The 19,282-nt window shown below is 70.6% G+C and carries 14 protein-coding genes; 8 read left to right on the top strand and 6 right to left on the bottom strand.

The annotated features are described in order from the left end of the window. Positions 1-9: 9 nt before the first annotated feature. Together LKD76_RS18150 and LKD76_RS18145 are read right to left on the bottom strand one after the other, a co-directional pair. Positions 10-897 (bottom strand): serine hydrolase, encoded by an 888-nt coding sequence (locus LKD76_RS18150; protein ID WP_227982512.1) that lies wholly within the window; start codon positions 895-897, stop codon positions 10-12. A 126-nt stretch (positions 898-1,023) separates the two neighbouring features. Continuing rightward, complete coding sequence (locus LKD76_RS18145; RefSeq protein WP_227982511.1) at positions 1,024-1,230, bottom strand: hypothetical protein; 207 nt, start codon at positions 1,228-1,230, stop codon at positions 1,024-1,026. Between the two features lie 348 nt (positions 1,231-1,578). On the opposite strand from LKD76_RS18145, the gene recC reads away from it, so the two are divergent. The 3 genes from recC (at position 1,579) to recD (ending at position 10,390) form a co-directional block, all read left to right on the top strand. Beyond that, positions 1,579-4,977, top strand: a complete 3,399-nt coding sequence (gene recC, locus LKD76_RS18140) for an exodeoxyribonuclease V subunit gamma (protein WP_227982510.1) — start codon at positions 1,579-1,581, stop codon at positions 4,975-4,977. A gap of 197 nt (positions 4,978-5,174) precedes the next feature. Beyond that, on the top strand, positions 5,175-8,510 hold the full coding sequence (locus LKD76_RS18135; protein WP_227985297.1) for a UvrD-helicase domain-containing protein: 3,336 nt from the start codon (positions 5,175-5,177) through the stop codon (positions 8,508-8,510). Then, entirely contained in the window at positions 8,507-10,390 is a 1,884-nt protein-coding gene (gene recD, locus LKD76_RS18130; RefSeq protein ID WP_227982509.1) for an exodeoxyribonuclease V subunit alpha, read from the top strand. The genes LKD76_RS18135 and recD overlap by 4 nt, the downstream gene beginning before the upstream one ends. 4 nt (positions 10,391-10,394) lie before the next feature. Here recD and LKD76_RS18125 read toward each other — a convergent pair whose 3' ends face one another. Beyond that, the gene (locus LKD76_RS18125; RefSeq protein WP_227982508.1) at positions 10,395-11,096 is read right to left on the bottom strand and encodes a TetR/AcrR family transcriptional regulator; all 702 of its coding nucleotides are present in this window, start codon (positions 11,094-11,096) and stop codon (positions 10,395-10,397) included. Between the two features lie 132 nt (positions 11,097-11,228). Here LKD76_RS18125 and LKD76_RS18120 point away from each other — a divergent pair, with 132 nt between their 5' ends. Continuing rightward, the gene (locus tag LKD76_RS18120) at positions 11,229-12,794 is read left to right on the top strand and encodes a succinic semialdehyde dehydrogenase (RefSeq protein WP_227982507.1); all 1,566 of its coding nucleotides are present in this window, start codon (positions 11,229-11,231) and stop codon (positions 12,792-12,794) included. 35 nt (positions 12,795-12,829) lie between these two features. Beyond that, positions 12,830-13,657 carry an SDR family NAD(P)-dependent oxidoreductase gene (locus LKD76_RS18115; RefSeq protein ID WP_227982506.1) on the top strand — a complete coding sequence of 276 codons (828 nt, stop codon included), beginning with the start codon at positions 12,830-12,832 and terminating at the stop codon, positions 13,655-13,657. A gap of 9 nt (positions 13,658-13,666) precedes the next feature. Here LKD76_RS18115 and LKD76_RS18110 read toward each other — a convergent pair whose 3' ends face one another. Further along, positions 13,667-14,182: an NUDIX hydrolase gene (locus LKD76_RS18110; RefSeq protein WP_227982505.1), complete on the bottom strand. Its 516-nt coding sequence runs from the start codon at positions 14,180-14,182 to the stop codon at positions 13,667-13,669. A gap of 85 nt (positions 14,183-14,267) precedes the next feature. Between LKD76_RS18110 and LKD76_RS18105 the strand changes: the two genes are divergently transcribed. Genes LKD76_RS18105 through LKD76_RS18095 form a run of 3 tightly spaced genes read left to right on the top strand, consistent with a single transcriptional unit; the run spans position 14,268 to position 17,347 of the window. Beyond that, positions 14,268-15,407: an SPFH domain-containing protein gene (locus tag LKD76_RS18105; RefSeq protein WP_227982504.1), complete on the top strand. Its 1,140-nt coding sequence runs from the start codon at positions 14,268-14,270 to the stop codon at positions 15,405-15,407. Positions 15,408-15,432: 25 nt separating this feature from the next. Then, positions 15,433-16,842: a TFIIB-type zinc ribbon-containing protein gene (locus LKD76_RS18100; protein WP_227982503.1), complete on the top strand. Its 1,410-nt coding sequence runs from the start codon at positions 15,433-15,435 to the stop codon at positions 16,840-16,842. A gap of 1 nt (position 16,843) precedes the next feature. Then, complete coding sequence (locus LKD76_RS18095; protein WP_227982502.1) at positions 16,844-17,347, top strand: hypothetical protein; 504 nt, start codon at positions 16,844-16,846, stop codon at positions 17,345-17,347. Between the two features lie 15 nt (positions 17,348-17,362). Here LKD76_RS18095 and LKD76_RS18090 read toward each other — a convergent pair whose 3' ends face one another. Further along, positions 17,363-18,184, bottom strand: a complete 822-nt coding sequence (locus tag LKD76_RS18090) for a putative protein N(5)-glutamine methyltransferase (RefSeq protein WP_227982501.1) — start codon at positions 18,182-18,184, stop codon at positions 17,363-17,365. A gap of 63 nt (positions 18,185-18,247) precedes the next feature. Further along, positions 18,248-19,102, bottom strand: a complete 855-nt coding sequence (locus LKD76_RS18085) for a YdcF family protein (RefSeq protein WP_227982500.1) — start codon at positions 19,100-19,102, stop codon at positions 18,248-18,250. Between the last annotated feature and the right edge of the window lie 180 nt (positions 19,103-19,282).

Here is a 19,282-nt window from a genome sequence, read left to right as displayed (position 1 = left end):
CCCGGCGGCTCACCGACCGGAGAACAGCAGCTGCGCGACGTGCGTGGTGGTCTCCTCGCCTTCGGTATAGCCGCCCTGATCGCCCAGCGAGTTCATCACGGCCAGGGTGTAGCGCTCACCGGGTCCGGCGAATCCGACGGAGTTGACGACCCAGCCGCCGTTCTCGTCGGACCAGCCGTTCTTCAGGCCCGGCCGCATCGCATCGCCCGCGCCCCACACGCCCCAGTGCTGGTTGGTGTCGACCTTGCGCATGCGATCGAGCAGGTAGCCGCGGTCGTCGGGGTTCATGTGGTCGAGCACATTGTTCATCAGCCGGTCCAGGTCGGCCGGAGTGCACTGCTGAAAACCCCAGTCCGGGAACGCGTGTCCACCCGTCGGCGGCTGCGGGACGAGACCGGTCATGCCGTTGGCGCGGAAGGCGTTGTTGAACGCCAGCCGGTCGGGCCCGGCGTATTTGTTCCACAGATAGTCGGCGGCGGAATCGTTGGAGGTCGCCAGCATCGATTCCATCTGGGTCCGGTCCTCGGGCGACAGCACGATCGCGCCGACACGGGCCCGGTTGAGCAGATCCTCGGCGATCGCGAGCTTGATCGTCGACGCGGTCCAGAACATGGTGTCGGCCTGGCCGTTGCTGTAGGTGCCGCCGGTGACGCGGTCGCGCACCACGTAGCCGGTCACACCCGGGCGAGAGGCCAGATAGTTGTCGACGGCCGCGATCCGGCTGCCGAAATCGCAGTCGAAGCCGTCGCGGCAGCCCTGCATGCGCAACGGCACGGCGCCGGCCGGGGCCGGGTCGAGTGCGGGCGCGCTCGCCATCAACGCGGCGGCGACGACGCAGGCGCCGGCGGCGAAGCGGGTGGTTCGAATGCCGCGTGACGCGGTCCGGGGATAACGCACGGTGAGCCACAATAGCCATGAATGCGCCGATGATGCACGTCTTGAGCTGGACCCGCGGTTGTGGTAGCTGCGCAAAGTTCCTTGCGGGCCAGCGTATTTCGGCCACCGTGCGGGTATCCGCGCAGGTCAGCGGAAGGCCGCGAGTAGATCCTCGACGCTGCGGCCGTTGAGTCGATAACAGTGCGCGAAGGCCTCGGAGTGCTCGTCCCGGGCCCAGGTGTGCAGGACGACGCCACGGCCGTAGTGCCGGGAGTTGATCAATTCCCACGTCTCGCCCGATCGTCGTACCGTGAACCCGGATCTCGGTACGAGGGGGACCACCGTCGCAGACATGAATCGAACCAGCCTTTCGATACCGCTTCTCCCAACCCTCCCCGCAAAGCACTGTGACATACCGTGAGCCCGGTGTACGGGTGACACGCGGTGGCGAATCCTGTTCGCGACCGACGCGGGTGCGAAACGACCGGATTCGATTGTGTTGCCAGAAGTTTGGTGACATGCTGCCGAAGTCGGCAATTCGGAGTTCGCGGGCGGTATCGGTGTGGTTGCGGATATGGTCGGCTGGTGGCGGCGGACGCGACAGAGGGTCGGGACGGACGCACCCGGGGGCCGGGTTTGTAGGATCGTCCCGCCGGACCACCCCGACAGCGGATCGAGTGAGGACAGAGAGGCGGGGAGCAGGTGCTGCACATTCACCGGGCGGAGTCGGCGAGCACCCTGGCCGACGCGCTCGCGGCGATGCTGGCCCATCCGCTCCCGGATCCGTTCTCCGCCGAGGTGGTCGCCGTCGGCGCACACGGCGTGCAACGCTGGCTCAATCAACGGCTGGCCTCGGTACTGGGCGGCCCGCGCGGAGACGGCGTCTCGGCGAATATCGACTACCGCACACCGGCGGCGCTGGTGGCCGACATATCGGCGGCCGCTGCCGATATCGCGGCCGACCACGACCCATGGGCGCTCGACCGGCTGGTGTGGCCGGTGCTCGACGCGCTGGACGCCTCGCTCGGTGAGCCGTGGGCCGCGGTGCCGGCCCGGCATCTCGGTGTGGGCGCCGGGCCCGGTGAGGGCTACCGCGCCGGGCGGCGACTGGCCACCGCCGCGCATATCGCCGCCCTGTTCGACACCTACGGAACCGCTCGCCCGTCGTTGATCGCCGAGTGGGCCGACGGCGCCGACACCGATGGCCGCGGCGTCGAACTGCCGGAGGACCTGCGGTGGCAGCCGCGGCTGTGGCGTCGGGTGCGGGACCGGATCGGGACGCCCGCGCCCGCGGAACGGCTCGAGGCGGTTTGCCGCCGATTGCGCACCGAGCCCGCGAGTATCGATCTGCCCGAGCGGCTTTCGCTGTTCGCGCCGCATCGGATGCCGGCCGGGCAACTCGCGGTCCTGACCGCCCTCGCGCACCATCGTGACGTCCATCTGTGGCTCGTTCATCCCAGCCCGGCACTGTGGAAGGCGGACGAGCCGATCCGCGACGATCTCGCACCGGCGGCGGTGGCGACCGCGCGAGCGGTCCTGGTGGCGCCGCGGCGGCGCACCGCCGCCGAGCCGCTGACCGCGCACCCGCTGCTGGCGGCTCTGGGACGCGATGTGCGGGAGCTGCGACACCGGCTGGCGGCGGTCGAATGCGTCGACACCCACCACCCCGCGGTCGGCGGGGACGATGAGAACGATTCGGGCACAGTACTTTCCGGCCTGCGGGCCGCTGTCCACGCGGGCCGCCGCCCGCAGCGCACGGCGACGGCCGAGCACGACGACAGCGTGCAGATCCACGCCTGTCACGGCCCCGCGCGCCAGGTCGAGGTGCTGCGCGATGTACTGCTGGGCCTGTTCCGGCGCGATCCGACCCTGGAACCGCGTGAGGTGATCGTGCTGTGCCCGGATCCCGAGGGATTCGCACCGCTGGTGCGAGCCGCGTTCGGGCAGGGGCCGGCCGGCCCGGACGATCCCGATGCCAATCCCGCCCACGGTCTGCGCGTCCGTCCGGCCGAACGCAACGCCGGCGCCGCCAATTCCGTGCTCGCCGTCCTGGACGACCTGCTCGGGCTGGCCGAGGGCCGGGTGGGCGTCACCCAGGTACTCGATCTCGCCGCGACCGAACCGGTTCGATACCGCTGCGGATTCGACGACGACGATATCGAGCGGCTGCGCGAATGGGCAGCCGAAACCGGCGCGCGCTGGGGCATCGGACAGCGGCAGCGGCAAGCCTTCGGACTCGCCGAATTCGGCCAGAACACCCTGAACGCGGCGGTCGACCGCATCCTGCTGGGCGTCGCCGCCGGTGAATCCGGGGCGGACTGGCTCGATCTGGCGTTGCCCCTCGACGATGTCGACTCCGGCGACGTCGATCTCGCCGGGCGCTTCGCGGAATTCGTCGACCGGCTGGCGGTCTGTGTCCGTGATTTCAGCGGCCCCAACGCCGCCGACCCCGCCGGTACGCCGCGCCCGGCCCGGCAATGGTCACAGTTGCTGCACCGGGCCCTGGACCTGCTGACCGACCTGCCCGCCGCGGCGGCGTGGCAGGGGATCGCGGCGCGGCGGGAGGTGGTCGCGGCGTTCGAGCACGCCGGTGAGACCGAACTTCGGTTGCCCGATGTCGTCGCGGCCCTGCGCGCGCGGTCGCGGGCGCGCGCCGCGCGGTCGAACTACCGCACCGGTGAACTCACGGTGTGCGGACTGGCCCCGATGCGGGCGGTGCCGCATCGGGTGGTGGTCCTGCTGGGACTGGACGACGAGGTGTTCCCACGGACCGGAGGTATCGACGGCGACGATGTGACCGCACGCGAACCGCTTGTCGGGGAACGGGATCCGCGCAGTGAGGATCGCGGTCTGCTGCTGGATGCGGTACTGGCCGCGCAGGAGCATCTGGTGGTGCTCTACACCGGCGCCGACCCGGTCACCGGGGTGCCGCGCCCGCCGGTCACACCGCTGGCCGAACTGATCGATGTGGTGCGGGCACACCGGGGCACCGACGCCGTCGTGCGGCGGCATCCGCTGCAGGCCTACGACCGAAGCAATTTCGATGCTCGCGACCCGTTCGGTTTCGACACCCTCGCCCTGGCCGCCGCCGAGGCGGCCGCCCGTCCCGCCCAGCCGCCGCCGCTGTGGTTGCCGGCACCTCTGCCGGCGCCGGCGCGCACCGATGTCGAACTGTCCGAGCTGGTTTCCTTCGCCGAACATCCGATCCGGGCCTTCCTGTGGCAGCGGCTGGGTATCCGGGTGCCGGAAGAGGACGAGGACATCGACGAACGGCTGCCTATCGAACTGAGCGGGCTGGCGACCTGGAATATCGGCGAGCGCATGCTGGCGGCCCGGCTGACCGGCGCCGATCCGGCCGCCCTGCGCGCGGCGGAATGGCGGCGCGGCACCCTGCCCCCGTTCGGCCTGGGTGCGACGGTGCTGGCCGATGTCGAAGCGACCGTCGACCGCCTCGTGGAAGTCGCCGCACCGATTCAGCAGGCGCCCGCGCGCACCCTCGATATCGCGGTCGATCTGGGAGCGGGACGGCGGCTGTCCGGAACGGTCGCCGATGTGCACGACGACGCCATCGTCCGGGCCACCTTCTCCCGGCTCGCGCCCAAACATCGCATGGCCGCCTGGGTGCGGCTGCTGGCCCTGGCCGCCACCGAACGGCATCAGAGCTGGCGAGCGATCAGTATCGGGCGCGGCAGATTCGGTCGACCGGCCTGGCGTTCGACTCTGACCGCACCGGCTCCGGCCACGGCCGCCGAACTACTGCGCGAGCTGGCCGAGCTGCGCGATGAGGGGCTGGCCGAACCGTTGTCGTTCGCGCCGTCGGCCTCGGCGGTCTACGCCGAACGCCGCTGCCGCGGAGCCGATCTCGACTCCGCCCTCGCCGCGGCCGAGGAGGAGTTCTTCGGCGGACCCAAGGGCCCGCGGCCGTTCGGCGATCACACCGACCGCTATCTCACCTATATCTGGGGGCCCGATCCCGCCTTCGACGAGCTGGCGGCGCCGCTGCCCGCACCGGATCGCCACGGGGAGACGACCGCCTTCGGCTCGGTCGCGCGACGGATGTGGAATCCGTTGCTGACCAACGAATCCCAGGGGCAACCGTGACCGAAGAACTGTTCCCGAGCGCCGAACTCCGCGGCGTCGACGTCGCGACCCGCCCGGCCGCGCGGCGCCGAGGCGAGCGCCCGGGGAGCATCGAATCGCGCGGTGCGACCGAACCGGCGGAGCCGGGCGCGACCGAACCGGCGGAGCCGGGCGCGACCGAACCGGCGGAGCCGGGCGCGGCCGGCGCCGATGCTCGGATCCCGGAGGCGAGCGCCACCACGCCCGGTCACTTCGACCTGTGTGGCCGGCTGCCCGCCGGTACCACCGTGCTCGAGGCCAGCGCCGGTACCGGGAAGACCTACGCGATCGTCGGACTCGCCGTGCGCTTCGTCGCGGAGGGCGTCGTCGACATCTCCGAGTTGCTGCTGGTCACGTTCAGCCGGGCCGCGACCCAGGAGCTGCGGGAGCGCACGCGCGAGCGATTCGTCACCGCCGCGAACGCCCTCGACGATCCGGACACCGCCCGCGCGAGTGCCGACGAGCTGATCTCGTATCTGGCCACCGCCGACGCGGAGGAGGTGGACCGCCGCCGGGGCCGGCTGGTCGCGGCACTGTCGGATTTCGACGCCGGAACCATCTCGACCACCCACGGATTCTGTCAGCGCATGCTCGACGAACTCGGCATCGCGGGTGAGCACGACCCGCGGGTCCGGCTGGTCGAGGGAATCGACGAGCTGGTGGGCACCGTGGCCGAGGATCTGTACTTGGCCCGGTACGCTCGCGGCGGTGCGCCGATGCCGATCCGGCAGGCGGTGTCGCTGGCCGTCGCGGCGGTGGCCGACCGGCGCGCGCGGCTGGTGCCGGGGGAGGAACTGGGCGATCATCCCGCGGCGGAGGCGGCCGCCTTCGCCGCCGCCGTCCGCGCGGAAGTGGAACGGCGCAAACGTCTTTCGGGAATTCGCGATTTCGACGATCAACTGGTGCTGCTGCACGAGATACTCGCCGATCCGGCCCACGGCGAACGGGCCTGCCGTCGCATCCGCGAACGCTTCCCGGTGACGCTGGTCGACGAATTCCAGGACACCGACCCGTTGCAGTGGGACATTCTGCGCCGGGTGTTCCACAACCACTGCACGCTGGTCCTGGTCGGCGATCCCAAACAGGCGATCTACGCCTTCCGCGGGGCGGAGGTGCTGAGCTATCTCGACGCGGTCGCGCATGCCGATGCCCGCCGGGAACTCGATACGAATCGGCGCAGCGACGCGGGACTGCTGGCGGCACTGCGGCATCTGTTCGGTGGCGCGGCGCTGGGACATCCGGAGATCACGGTGCCCGAGGTGCGGGCGGTACGGCCGCGCACCCGGCTCGGCGGCGCCGCGGACTCCGCGATTCCGTTGCGCCTTCGGCTGTTACCCCGGCAGGGCGCCGGTGCGTTGAACGGCAGTGGCTTCCCGGCGGTGGTCCGTCAGCGCGATCGGGTCGCCGCCGATCTGGCCGCCGACATCGTGCGGGTGCTGGAATCGGGCCTGCGCATCGACGACCGGGAGCTGGGTCCGGGCGATATCGCCGTGCTGGTCCGGACTCGCGCCCAGGTCGATGTGGTGCGCGCGGCACTGGACCGGGCCGGGGTGGCGTCGGTGCTCGCCGGCGGCGCCAGCGTCTTCGCCACCCGCAGCGCCACCGACTGGCTGTGGGTGCTGCGCGCGCTGGAACAGCCGCATCGTGGGGACCGGGTGCGGCTGGCGGCGACCACGCCGCTGCTCGGGCACTCGGCCGCCGAGATCGATGCCGGCGGTGCGGATCTGGTCGGCCGGCTCAGCACCCAGCTGCGCGACGCGGCCCGCCTGTTCGCCCGGTCGGGCTTCGCGGCGGTCTTCGACCGGCTCAGTGCCCAGGCCCGGCCCGCGCCGCGGCTGCTCGGCCAATCCGGCGGCGAACGCCGGCTGACAGACCTCCGCCATATCGCACAACTGCTCGACGAGGTCGCCGCGCGCGAATCGCTGGGGCTCACCGCCCTGACCCGGTGGCTGGCCGATCGGGTGCGGGATCCGGCCTCCGGCACCGTCGCCGGGCGCAGCCGCCGCCTCGATCGGGATGCCGCCGCGGTCCAGATCGCCACCGTTCACGCCAGTAAGGGCCTGGAGTTCCCGCTCGTCTACCTGCCCTTCGCCTGGGACGGCGCCAAGAATCCCAAGCCGTCGACCCTGCTGTTCCACGACGGTGACGAGCGAGTCCTCGACGTGGGCGGTCCCGATGCGCCCGGATACGCCGAGCACAAGCGGTGGTGCGAGGCCGAGGAGGCGGGCGAGGAACTGCGCCTGCTGTACGTGGCGTTGACCCGGGCCCAATGCCAGGTGGTGGCCTGGTGGGCGCCCACCTACGGCACGGCCGCGTCACCGCTGCACCGGATGGTCCTCGGCCGCACGCCCGGCAGTGCCGATGTGCCGCCGCGCTGCGACGTCGCCGCGGATCCGATGGTGCTGCAACAGCTGCGTGACTGGGCCGGCTCGGCGGGCCCGGGACTGATCGCGATCGAACCGGTCCGGGCTCCCGAACCGGCCCGGCTGCGCGGCGAACGCGGCGATCTCGGCGCCGTCGACCTGGCGGCCGCGCGGTTCGAGCGCACCGTCGACCACGACTGGCGCCGCACCTCCTACTCCGCGCTGACCGCCTCGGCCCACGATCAGCAACCGCTCGCGGACTCCGGCGCCCCGGATACCCCCGCCGGCGGCACCGACGAACCACTCTCGCCCGCACCGGAATTCCAGACCGCCGACGCCGCCGAGGACGAATTCTCCGGCGCCGCACCGTCGTTGATGAACGACCTGCCCTACGGCGCGGAATTCGGCACCCTGGTCCACGGTGTCCTGGAACTCGTCGACACCGACGCCCCGGATCTGGCCGCCGAGGTGCGGGCGCGCTGTGGCCGGGCCATCGCCGAACTGATGGCCGATATCGACCCCGACGACCTGGCCCGGGCTCTGGTGGCGGTGCTGCGCACGCCGCTCGATCCGGTCGCGCTGGCCGATATCCGATCCCGGGACCGGCTGAACGAGCTGGAATTCGAACTGCCGCTGGCCGGCGGCGACGATCCGGTGGCCCAGCGGGTGACACTGCGCCGCATCGGCGCGCTGTTGCGCACGCACCTGTCCGCCGACGATCCGTTCGCCGGCTACGCCGACGCCATCGACCGGCTCGACGACGTCGTGCTGCGAGGCTATCTGACCGGCAGTATCGATGCCGTCCTGCGCACCGCCGGCCCACGTTTCGTCGTCGTCGACTACAAGACCAACCGGCTCGGCGCGGGCGATCTGACCGTCGCCCATTACGGGCGTGACCGGATGGCCGAGGAGATGATGCGCTCGCACTACCCGCTGCAGGCCCTGCTGTATTCGGCCGCGCTGCACCGATATCTGCGCTGGCGGATGCCGGATTACGATCCGGCCCGCCATCTGGGCGGTGTGCGGTATCTGTTCGTGCGCGGCATGATCGGCCCGGCGACCCCGCCGGGATACGGCGTCTTCGACTGGGATCCGCCCGCGGACCTCGTCGTGGCGCTGTCGGATCTACTGGCCGGGGTGGATCCGCGATGACCGCTATCGGACTCGCGCAGCGGGCCACCGGTCTGCTGCGGACCTTCAACACCGCCGGGGTGCTGTCGGCGGCCGATGTGCACGTGGCACTGCGGTTGGGCCGTCTCGGCGGGGAATCGGGGGAGCAGGTGCTGCTGGCCGCGGCGCTGGCGGTGCGCGCGGTGCGCTCGGGATCGGTGTGCCTGGAATTGCGGCGCATGCACGAAATCGGCGTCGACGGTGAGGGTTTCGACCTCGGCGAGACCGAACCGATGGATCCCGCGCTGCTACCGTGGCCGGAGGTCGAGGCGCTGTGCGCGGCGCTGCGCGAGAGCCCGCTGGTGGCCGGGAGCCCGGCCGGTCCGTTACGGCCGCTGCGACTGGTCGACTCCCACGGCGGGCCGCTGCTGTACCTGGATCGCTACTACCGCCAGGAGCAGACGATCCGCGCGGCTCTGGACGAGCGCGCCGGCGGACATCCGCTCATCGATCCCGAGACGGTGCGTCGGGAGCTGGATCGGCTGTTTCCCGGTACCGGCGCTCCCGGCGCGGCTCCGGACCGGCAGCGCATCGCGGCCGCCGTCGCCGCCACCAGCTGGACCACGGTGGTCGCCGGTGGCCCGGGAACCGGCAAGACCCACACCATCGCCCGCATCCTGGCACTGCTGGTGGCGCATCAGCGTGCGCTCGCCGACACCGCCCCGCTGCGGATCGCGCTGGCCGCCCCGACGGGTAAAGCCGCTGCGCGCCTGCAGGAATCGGTGCGTGAGCAGGCTGCCGACCTGGATCTGCCGGAGCTGACCGCCGCCACCGTGCACCGCCTGCTGGGCTGGCAGCGCGGCGGCACCACCCGCTTCCGCCACCACGCCCACAATCGGCTGCCCTACGACGTGATCGTGGTCGACGAGACCTCGATGGTGTCGCTGACGATGATGAGCCGCCTGCTGCCCGCGGTGCGCCCGGACGCCCGGCTGGTCCTGGTCGGCGATCCCGATCAGCTCGCGTCCGTCGACGCCGGCGCCGTGCTCGCGGATCTGGTCGCCGGGCCGGTGCTCGGCCCGCCCAATCCGGTCCTCGACCGGATCCTCGACACCGGCGCCGCCGAACCCGCCGCCGGAGCGGAAGAACTCAGTGTCCGGGAGCGGAATCGGTTGCGTGGTGGCATGATTCGGCTCACCAGGGGTCGCCGGTTCGGCGGCCGCATCGCCGATCTGGCGGTCGCGGTGCGAGCCGGAGACGCCGATACCGCACTGGCGCTGCTCCACGAGGCCGGTGCGGAGCTGTCGCTGCACGGGCCGGACGATATCGCCGAGGTACGGTCCGATGTGGTCGCCGCGGCCCGCGAATCCACCGCGGCGGCCGAGAACGGCGACGCGGCCGCGGCACTGGCCGCGATGGAATCGCATCGCCTGCTGTGCGCGCACCGGCAGGGCCCCTTCGGTGTGGAGCGGTGGGACCGGATGGCCGGGGCCTGGGTGGCCGCGGCCGGGATCGGCGCGGAATCCGTTGCCGGGCACTGGTTTCCCGGACAGCCACTGCTGGTCACGGCCAACGATCACGAGGCTCGCATCTACAACGGCGATACCGGGGTGATCGTGCGCGCGGCCGACGGCGGCCTGCGGGCGGCACTGCAGCGCGGCAGCGAGCCGTATCTGGTGCATCCCACCCAGTTCCCGGGCGTCACCACCGTCTACGCGATGACGATCCACCGCAGCCAGGGCAGTCAGTACGGTGCGGTGACCCTCGTCCTGCCCGGTCCGGAGTCGACCCTGCTGACCCGCGAACTGCTCTACACCGCGATCACCCGCGCCCGGCAGCGGGTGCGGATCATCGGCACGGCGGAGGCGCTGCAGGCGGGTATCTCGCGGCGGGTCCTGCGGGCGAGCGGGCTGCGCGGCTGATCGTTCAGCGCTGGGCGGGCGTGAAGATGCCCGGAATCGTCAGGGCGAGTTCGACATCCTCGCGCCGGCCCAGGGTGACCAGGACATTGCGGATCATCGTGAGTCGCGCCTGCGCCACCTCCGCGGGATCGGGCTCGGCACCGGGGGCGGTACCCAGCGACACCCGGTAGACGACGAATTCGCATACCTGCAGGGCGGTGTCGAGATCGAGCGCGGTGGGCCGCTCCCGGCCCAGCGCGTGGAACTTGGACCGCACCAGGGCGCGGATATCGTCGAACGCCTCCTCCCGATACGCCGATACCGGTGAGGCCGGATCGTGCAGTTCGGCGAATACCGGCCGCAGCATCGGGCCGTGCCCGCGCGCCCAGTCCAGGTAGGCGTCGATGATGCCGATGCCCAGCGCCACCGGTTCCTCGGATCCGGCCAGTGCGGTGCGAATTCCGCCCACCAGCCCTTCGTTGGACAGGGTGAGTACCACATCGAGCGGTGCCGTGGCGTTGGCGAAATAGCGGTAGAAGGTGGGCCGGGAGATCCCGGCCCCGCCGATGATGCGCGCGACGCTGAGGCCGCGGGAACCGAATTCGGTGAATACCGCCGCGGTGGCGGCGACGATGCGGGACCGGACCTCGTCGGCCTGTTCGCGGGTCTGTGGCGGGCGGCCGCGGCGGGCGCCGCTGTGAGTGGTGACCACCGCATCCTCGGACATCTGTGGTACCTCCCTGATCGCTCGCCACGGACTTGACAGCACGCGGCCCACCGCCATTAATCTAACAGCGGTGTTAATCTAACACTGGTGTTCAGCGAATTGTTGGACGCCCGCCGATCGAGAGGGCCGACAATGACGACCGCCCCGGAACTGACCACCGCGCTGCCGCGGGAGCTGGTGGAGCGTCTGCTGGCCCGCGCCCGCGCGGGCGGCGCCGCCTCGGTGGAGATCTTCGCGCCGGCCGACGGGACGAAGATCGCCGATCTGCCGCAGTCCTCGACCGCCGATATCGAATCCGCCTTCGCCACCGCCCGCATCGCCCAGCAACGCTGGGCGCGGGTGCCGGTCCGTGAGCGCGCGGCGGTGCTGCGCCGCTTCCACGATCTGGTGCTCGCCGAGCAGGACACCGTTCTCGACATCGTGCAGACCGAGGCCGGAAAATCTCGGGTGCACGCCTTCGACGAGGTCGGCGACGTCGCCGTCAACGCCCGCTACTACGCCGCGGCCGCCCCGCGCCTGCTCGCCTCGCGCAGCCCGCGCGGCGTGCTCCCGGTGCTCACCCAGGTGGAGGTCCGCAACCGGCCCAAGGGTGTGGTCGCCGTCATCTCGCCGTGGAACTATCCGCTCGCACTCGCGGCCTCCGACGCGCTGCCCGCGCTGATGGCGGGCAATGCCGTGGTCGCGCGGCCGGACAATCAGACCGCGCTGACCGCGCTGTGGGCGATCGATGTCGCCGAACGCGCCGGCCTGCCCGAGGGGCTGTGGCAGGCGGTCCTCGGCCGCGGATCGGTGATCGGCGGCGAGGTGATCGCGCGCGCCGACTACGTCGACTACACCGGGTCCAGTGCCACCGGCCGGACCATCGCGCAGCAGGCGGGGGAGCGGCTGATCGGCTGCTCACTGGAGCTGGGCGGAAAGAATCCGCTGCTGGTCCTGGAGGACGCCGATGTGAGCGCGGCCGCCAAGATCGCGGTGCGGGCCTGTTTCGCCTCCGCCGGGCAGCTGTGCGAATCGATCGAGCGGATCTATGTGCACGACCGGGTCCACGATCGGTTCGTCGCCGAATTCACCGCGGCCACACAGGCATTGCGACTGGGCACGGACCTCGACTACTCCTACGAGATGGGGTCGCTGACCTTCCCGCGCCAGCTGGAAACGGTGACCGCTCACGTCGAGGACGCGGTCGCCAAGGGCGCTACCGTCCTGGCCGGCGGGCGCGCGCGCCCGGATCTGGGCCCCTACTTCTACGAACCCACCGTCCTGGCCGGCGTGCGGCCGGGGATGACGGTCTACCGCGAGGAGACCTTCGGCCCGGTCGTCTCGATCTACCGGGTACACAGCGACGACGAGGCCGTCGAACAGGCCAACGACACGTCCTACGGTCTCAATGCCAGTGTGTGGAGCCGGGATACCGGCCGTGCCCGGGCGATCGCCGCCCGTATTCACGCCGGATCGGTGAACGTCAACGAGGGCTTCATCGCGGCCTGGGGCAGTGTCGCGGCTCCCTCGGGCGGGCTCGGGATCTCCGGCAACGGCCGTCGGCACGGTCCGGAGGGGCTGCTGAAATACGTCGACACACAGACCATCGCCGTCCAGCGGGCCCTGCCGATCGCACCGCTGCCGGGGATGTCGGAGGCGCTGTGGGCGAAGACCATGACGCTGTACTTCGGTGTGATGAAGACCTTGCGGCAGAAGTGATTTCGCCCCTCGGGCGCCTCTGGAAAGGAACGGATATGGATACGGTCGCGGGCAAGCGGGTGCTGATCACCGGCGCTGCGATGGGTCTGGGCAAATCCTTCGCCCAGCGGGCGGTGCGCGAGCAGGCCGCCGATGTGGTGCTGTGGGATATCAACGAGACCGCGTTGAAACAGACCGTGGCCGAACTGTCCTCCGGGGCGGTGAGCCGCGTGCATCAGTACGCGGTCGACGTCTCCGATCAGCAGTCGATCGCCGCCGCCGCGGCCGCGGTGCGTGACGAGGTCGGCGATATCGACGTGCTGATCAACAATGCCGGAATCGTGCGCGGCAACGGCTACTTCTGGGAGACCGACAACCGCGCCGACATCGACAAGACGATGGCCATCAACTCGCTCGCGCCCATGTACACCGCACTGGAATTCCTGCCCGCGATGGTGAACCGCAAGACGCCCGCGCGCATGCTGAACATCGCGTCCTCGGCCGCGCTGGTCTCCAATCCGCGGATGAGTGTCTACGCCGCGTCCAAGTGGGCGGCGCTGGGCTGGTCGGATTCGGTGCGGCTGGAACTCGAGCAGTCCGGCAACGAGCACGTCAAGATCACCACCGTGTGCCCGACCTACATCAACACCGGAATGTTCGACGGCGCCAAGGGATTCTGGTTCACCCCGATCCTCGAGCAGGAAGAGGTCGTCGACACCGCCTGGCAGGAGATGAAGAACGGGACGCCGCTGGTGGTGCTGCCGTGGACCTCCCGGTTCAACCGGGCCATCTCGGGCCTGCTGCCGCTGAAGTTGCGAGACTTCTACCTGAACAAGGTGGGCGTGTACCACTCGATGGACGAATTCACCGGCCGCAAGCCCTGATCCGCCGGATCAGGAGGTTTCCGCGGACCGGTCGCGCCAGGGCAGCGTGACCGGTTCCGCCGGTCTCCGTCCCGCCAGCAGCTCGCTCAGCAGTGCGGCGAGTCCGAGCGGGTACACGGTCTGATCGGTCCTGGCGAGATCATCGACACTCCACCAGCGGTATTCATCGATGGCGGCGCTCTCGTAGTGCAGCAGCCCGCTGGTGTCCAACGCGGTGCCCGCGGTCGGCAAGCGGTGGAAGAAGTAGTCCTCGCGGAACACCCCCGCCAGCCACCCCGGTATCTCGAGATAGCCGGAGGCGATGGCCACCTGCGGCCCCAGCTCGTCCGGCGTGAGCCGCACGCCGGTCTCCTCGCCGAGTTCTCGCACCGCGGCCTCGGCGGGCGACTCCGCCTCGTCGATACCGCCGCCGGGAGTGATCCAGTACAGCGGATCGAGCGTGCCGCGGTAGGCGATGAGCAGGATCCGATCGTCGATATCGGCGAGGATCACCCGGCCCGATCGCCGTACATAGCGCTGCTCCACGACGATTCATGCTAGCGGCCCCGCCGAATCGGGGTGTGCCATACTCGGCGCGGCGGAATGCGCCGAGGGAGGACGGAGCCAACGCATGGGCCTGATGGACAAGATCCGTGGCGAATTCGTCGACATCATCGAATGGCTCGACGATACGAATACCACACTGGCGTGGAGGTTTCCGCGCTACGACAACGAGATCAAGAACGGCGCCGAGCTGATCGTGCGCGAGGGTCAGCAGGCCGTCTTCGTCTACCGCGGGCAGCTCGCCGACCGCTACGGTCCCGGTCACTACACGCTGACCACCGAGAACATGCCGATCATGTCCACCCTGCAGGGCTGGAGGCACGGCTTCGACAGCCCGTTCCGCTCCGAGGTGTACTTCGTCAACACCCGGCCGGTCACCGATCTGCGATGGGGCACACCGCAACCGGTGACCGTGCGCGATCCCGACTTCCGGATGGTGCAGGTGCGGGCCAACGGCACCACCATCGTCAAGGTGCTCGATCCGGCCGTCTTCCTGCGGCAGGTGATCGGCACCGAGAGCGTGGTCGAGATGGAGCAGATCACCGATCTGCTGCGGCGCAATATCGTGCTCGCGTTCTCCGATATGGTGCTGGCCAGTGGTCTGGGGGCGATCGATCTGCAGGGGCGCCAGGTCGAATTGTCCGACAAACTGCGCGAATTCGTGGCGCAGCGGGTGGCGTCGTTCGGGTTGGGCGTCGACGCGGTCACCATGACGATCTCGCTGCCCGAGGAGATCCAGCAGGCGATGACCCGCGGCGTGGCCCGCGGTGTGGAGGCGAGCGGATTCGCCGACAACGTCCGTGATCCGAACCGCTATCAGCAGGTGCAGGCCGCCGACGCGATGCTGGCGGCGGCGCAGAACCCCGCTCAGGGTGCGGTCGGCGCCGCGATGCAGGCGGGGATGGGGGTCGCGCTGGGCGGACAGCTCGCCGGCGCGGTCCAGGGCGGATTCGCCCCGCGGCAGCCGCCGCCGCTGCCCGGGCAGCCACAGTTCCACGTCGATCTGAACGGGCAGGCGGCGGGACCGTTCCCGGTCGACCAGCTGCGGCAGTTCGTCTCGAGCGGTCAGCTCACACCGCGGACCAATGTGTGGACCGACGGTATGCAGGCCTGGGCGGCCGCCGGATCGGTACCGGCCCTGCAGCCGTTGTTCGCCGGACCGCCGCCGCTGCCGGGAACCCCGCCGCCGATGCCGCCCGCGGGCTGAGCGACGTCCGATCTCGGGGGAGTAGATGAACGACATACCGTCGCCACCGGACCGGAGGTTTCCGCCACCGCATGCCGCGGCGCCGTATCCTGCTGCGCCGCCGCCGTTTCCGGCGCCGGGGTCGGTGCCCCCGCCGGCGATGGCGCCGCCGCCGCTGCCCTCGGCGCTGGGCGCGCCGACGCCCGGGGTGCCATCGGCCCCCGCCTGCGCCGGCCCGCCCGGGCGGTTCGCCCCGCCCGTGGAGCCACCGCCCGGGCCGCCCCCGGCGGCACCGGATCGCGCCATGCTGCATCGGACCGAGCTGACCCGCACCTATCCCTGCGCCGCCTGTGGCGGGCAGCTCGTCTTCGATATCGCCGCACAGCAGTTGCGCTGCCCGAGTTGCGGTAACTATTCGCCGCTGTCGGCGCCGCACGCACCGGTCTTCGCACGCGATCTGCGACAGGCGATGGGCGAGTTGCGGGCCGCTCAGGCCGTGACGGCGGGGCCGCAGGTCACCGGCGACCGCGAGGTGAAATGCCAGAACTGCGGGGGCACAACGACGTTCGTCGGCAGCCTGACCGCGACACGATGTCCGTACTGCGCCACCGCGATCCAGCGTGAAGATGTGCACAATGCGCCGGCCCGGCTGCGGGTCGACGGCGTCGTACCGTTTCGTATCGACGAGAAGGCGGCCCGCGAGCGGGTCGAGAAATGGGTCGCCGGACGCTGGTTCGCGCCGACCGCCTTCAAGAAGTACAAGCGTCTCGGCTCACTGGCGAGCGTGTACCACGCCTACTTCACCTACGACGCCGATGTGCACACCCGGTATCGCGGCGAACGTGGCGAGGAGTACCAGGAGCGGTACTGGGACGACGGAGAACTCAAGAGCCGCACCGGGATCCGCTGGTATCCGGCAGGCGGTGAGGTCGGCAATCGGTTCACCGATCTTCCGGTCCTGGCCAACGATACCGACGACCGGGATCGGGTCGCCGAACTCGAGCCGTGGCCGGTAGCCGAGGCGACGATCTATTCGCCCGAATACGTCGCCGGACATCTGGCCCGCACCTACGACCGTGACGCCGAGCAGATGTTCCCGGTCGCACGCGGGCGGATGGAGAAGGTGATCGAGGACACCGTACGCCACGATATCGGCGGCGACCGGCAGCGCATCCACGATCTGCGCTCGACCTGGAACTCGCTGGCGTACAAGCATCTCCTGCTGCCGATCTGGCTGCTCACGGTGATGTACGCGAACACACCGTTCCAGCTCTACATCAACGGCCTCACCGGTGAGGTGGTCGGCCGCCGCCCCTGGAGCAAGGTGAAACTGGCCGCGTTGGTTACCGCGATCACCCTGCTGATCATCGGCCTGGTCGTCGCCTTCTCGATGTGGCACGGCGGCGGGAGCACCCACCACAGCACCGGGCACACCACCATCCACCACGGGAGATGACATGGTTCTGCTGCTCCTGCTTGCATTCCTGGTCGTCACCGGCGGTGTGATCGCGGTCGGTGTGGTGGCCTGGAATCATCAGCGCCGCCGCATCACGGCCGAGAACCAGGTGGTGCCCGGCATCGCGACGCGCGCTCCGGAGTCGTGGGCGAGGTCCCACGATCCCGAGGCGCGCTTGCATCGGCGACTGCGGGACGCGGTCGCGGCGCTGCGTGCGGTGCCGGCCTACGACACCGCCGCGACCGTCACCCTGCGCGCCGATCTGGAGCAGTCGGCGGCGGCACTGGACGACCATCTGGTCGCGATCTCCGGTCTGCGCCCGGAATTGCGGCAACCACCACGGGACCGGGCCGCCGAGGCGGTGACGACGATCGAAGCCGGGGTGGCCGAATATGCCCGGGCCGCAACACAACCGGATCCTTCCGCCGTGGCCGCCGGCCTGGCGGGGGTACGGGAACAGCTGCGGATCGTCGGCGATATCCAGCAGGGGCTCGGACGCGGGTGAGCACCGCCCCGGCGATCACCGCGCACGGCGGCTCCCGCCGACGACGATCGTGCCGTCCGGCGCCGACCGGTCGATCGAGGACGTCAAACCGGACTGTTCGATGATCGCGGCCGCGGTGTCCTGCTGCGATTCGCCGGTCTCGACGAACATCTGCCCACCGGGGGCGAGCCAGCGTGCGGCCTCGGGAGCCAGCCGGCGCAGGACGTCGAGGCCGTCCGCACCGCCGTCGAGGGCGGCACGCGGTTCGTGATCGCGGGCCTCCGGCGGCATCCGCGCGATCATCGCGGTCGGCACGTACGGAGTGTTGGCCAGCAGCAGGTCGACGCGCCCGATCAGCTCCGATGGCAGGGCCGCGAACAGATCACCCTGAAACACCCTGGCGCCCAATGGTTCCAGATTGCGGCGGGCGCAGACGACCGCCGCGACATCGATATCGGCGGCGACCAGATGCACCCGCACACCCGCGGTGCGCAGGGCGGTGGTGGCAGCCCACCCCAGGGCGCCGGAACCGCAGCACAGGTCGACCACGGTGCGTTCGTCACCGGCCGCGGCGGCGGTTCGCGCCAAGGCTCGGTCGACGAGAAAAGCGGTGCGTCGCCGCGGCACGAAGACGCCGGGACCGACCGCGATGCGATGCCCGCGGAACTCCGCCCAGCCGAGCAGGTGTTCCAGTGGCGTACCGCGCACCCGCCGCGTCACCAGCCCCGCGAGTTCCTCGGAGGAGGAGGCCGCGCCTCGCAACAGCGCGGCCTCCTCTTCGGCGAAGACACATCCCGCACCCCGCAGGGCCGCCACCAGGGCGGCGTCGTCGGGTGCCTCGGGTCCGGGGTCGCTCACCTGTTCATTGTCGGCCGGTGGTCAACCGGATATCGACCGGGGCACCGGATTTCGGGGGGCGTGCTACCGGGAGGCCGGGAGCAGGAAGGTGCGGGTGGCATCGAGGTAGATACCTCGTTGCGCGGCCTTGTTGGGCGGGGGCAGTTGCGACACCAGCTGATCGAGCGAGGTCGTCGCGCCGACCACCCGCGTTCCGGCGACGATGAAATCGGCCACCGAACGGCGGATGTGGTTGGGCGAGGTCACCACGATCGCGCTGGTCGCGCCGGCATCCCGCAGCATCTGCGAGCTGAACAACGCGTTCTGCACGGTGGAATTGGCACGATCCTCGACCAGGACGCGGTTGGCGGGAATGCCGTGACCGATCAGCCAGCCGGCCATCGCTCCCGCCTCCGGGACGCCGTTCTGCGGATTGCCGCCGGTGACGACGATCGGCGACATCGGTGCGGCGAGAGCCTGCAACCACGCCGCGGTGAGCCGGTTCACCAGCTCGGGCCGCAGTGAGCCGTCGGGCAGCAGCCCGTAGCCGAGCACCACGATCCCGGTCTGCGGACCGGCGATCGCCGGGAGCGGATTGGGCAGGGTGCCCACGGCCGCGCCGATGGCGCCGATGACACCCCGTGCGCCCTGGGCCATCTCGGGATCGATGGCCGCGAGCCGGTTGAACGCGGTCTCACGGGTGACGAAGTCGCCGGTGTAATCCGACCAGATGCCCTGCAGGGCCAATGCCTGCGCATCGTCGGGGGTGTTGTCCAGCAGCGCGCGCAGGTCGGCCAGGCCGGCCGCGTCGTTGCCGTTGACGAAGTTGGATTGGGCGGAGTTGTAGAGCGGCGCCGGTCCGTCGGCGGCCGTGGCAGTCGCGGTGAGGGGGCCGGCCAGCAGTGTGGTGGCCGTTGCCGCGACGAGAAGATGTGTCATACGTCTGGCGATGTTCAAGTCGGTAGACACCTTTCCGGGCGAGCGGGATCACGCGCTTGTTTCGGCACGATCGTTGGAGACAACCGTGCCCACCATACGGCCCGAGTCGGTCACGAGCCCGGATTTGCCCCGTCGGATCCGACTCCCGTCCCGGTGGCGGCGGCCGTCGACGCTGGTGCG

The organism is Nocardia spumae (assembly GCF_020733635.1).
Taxonomy (GTDB): Bacteria; Actinomycetota; Actinomycetes; order Mycobacteriales; family Mycobacteriaceae; genus Nocardia; species Nocardia spumae.
Note: the sequence above shows the minus strand (reverse complement) of the source record. Positions and strands in the feature narration are given on the sequence as shown.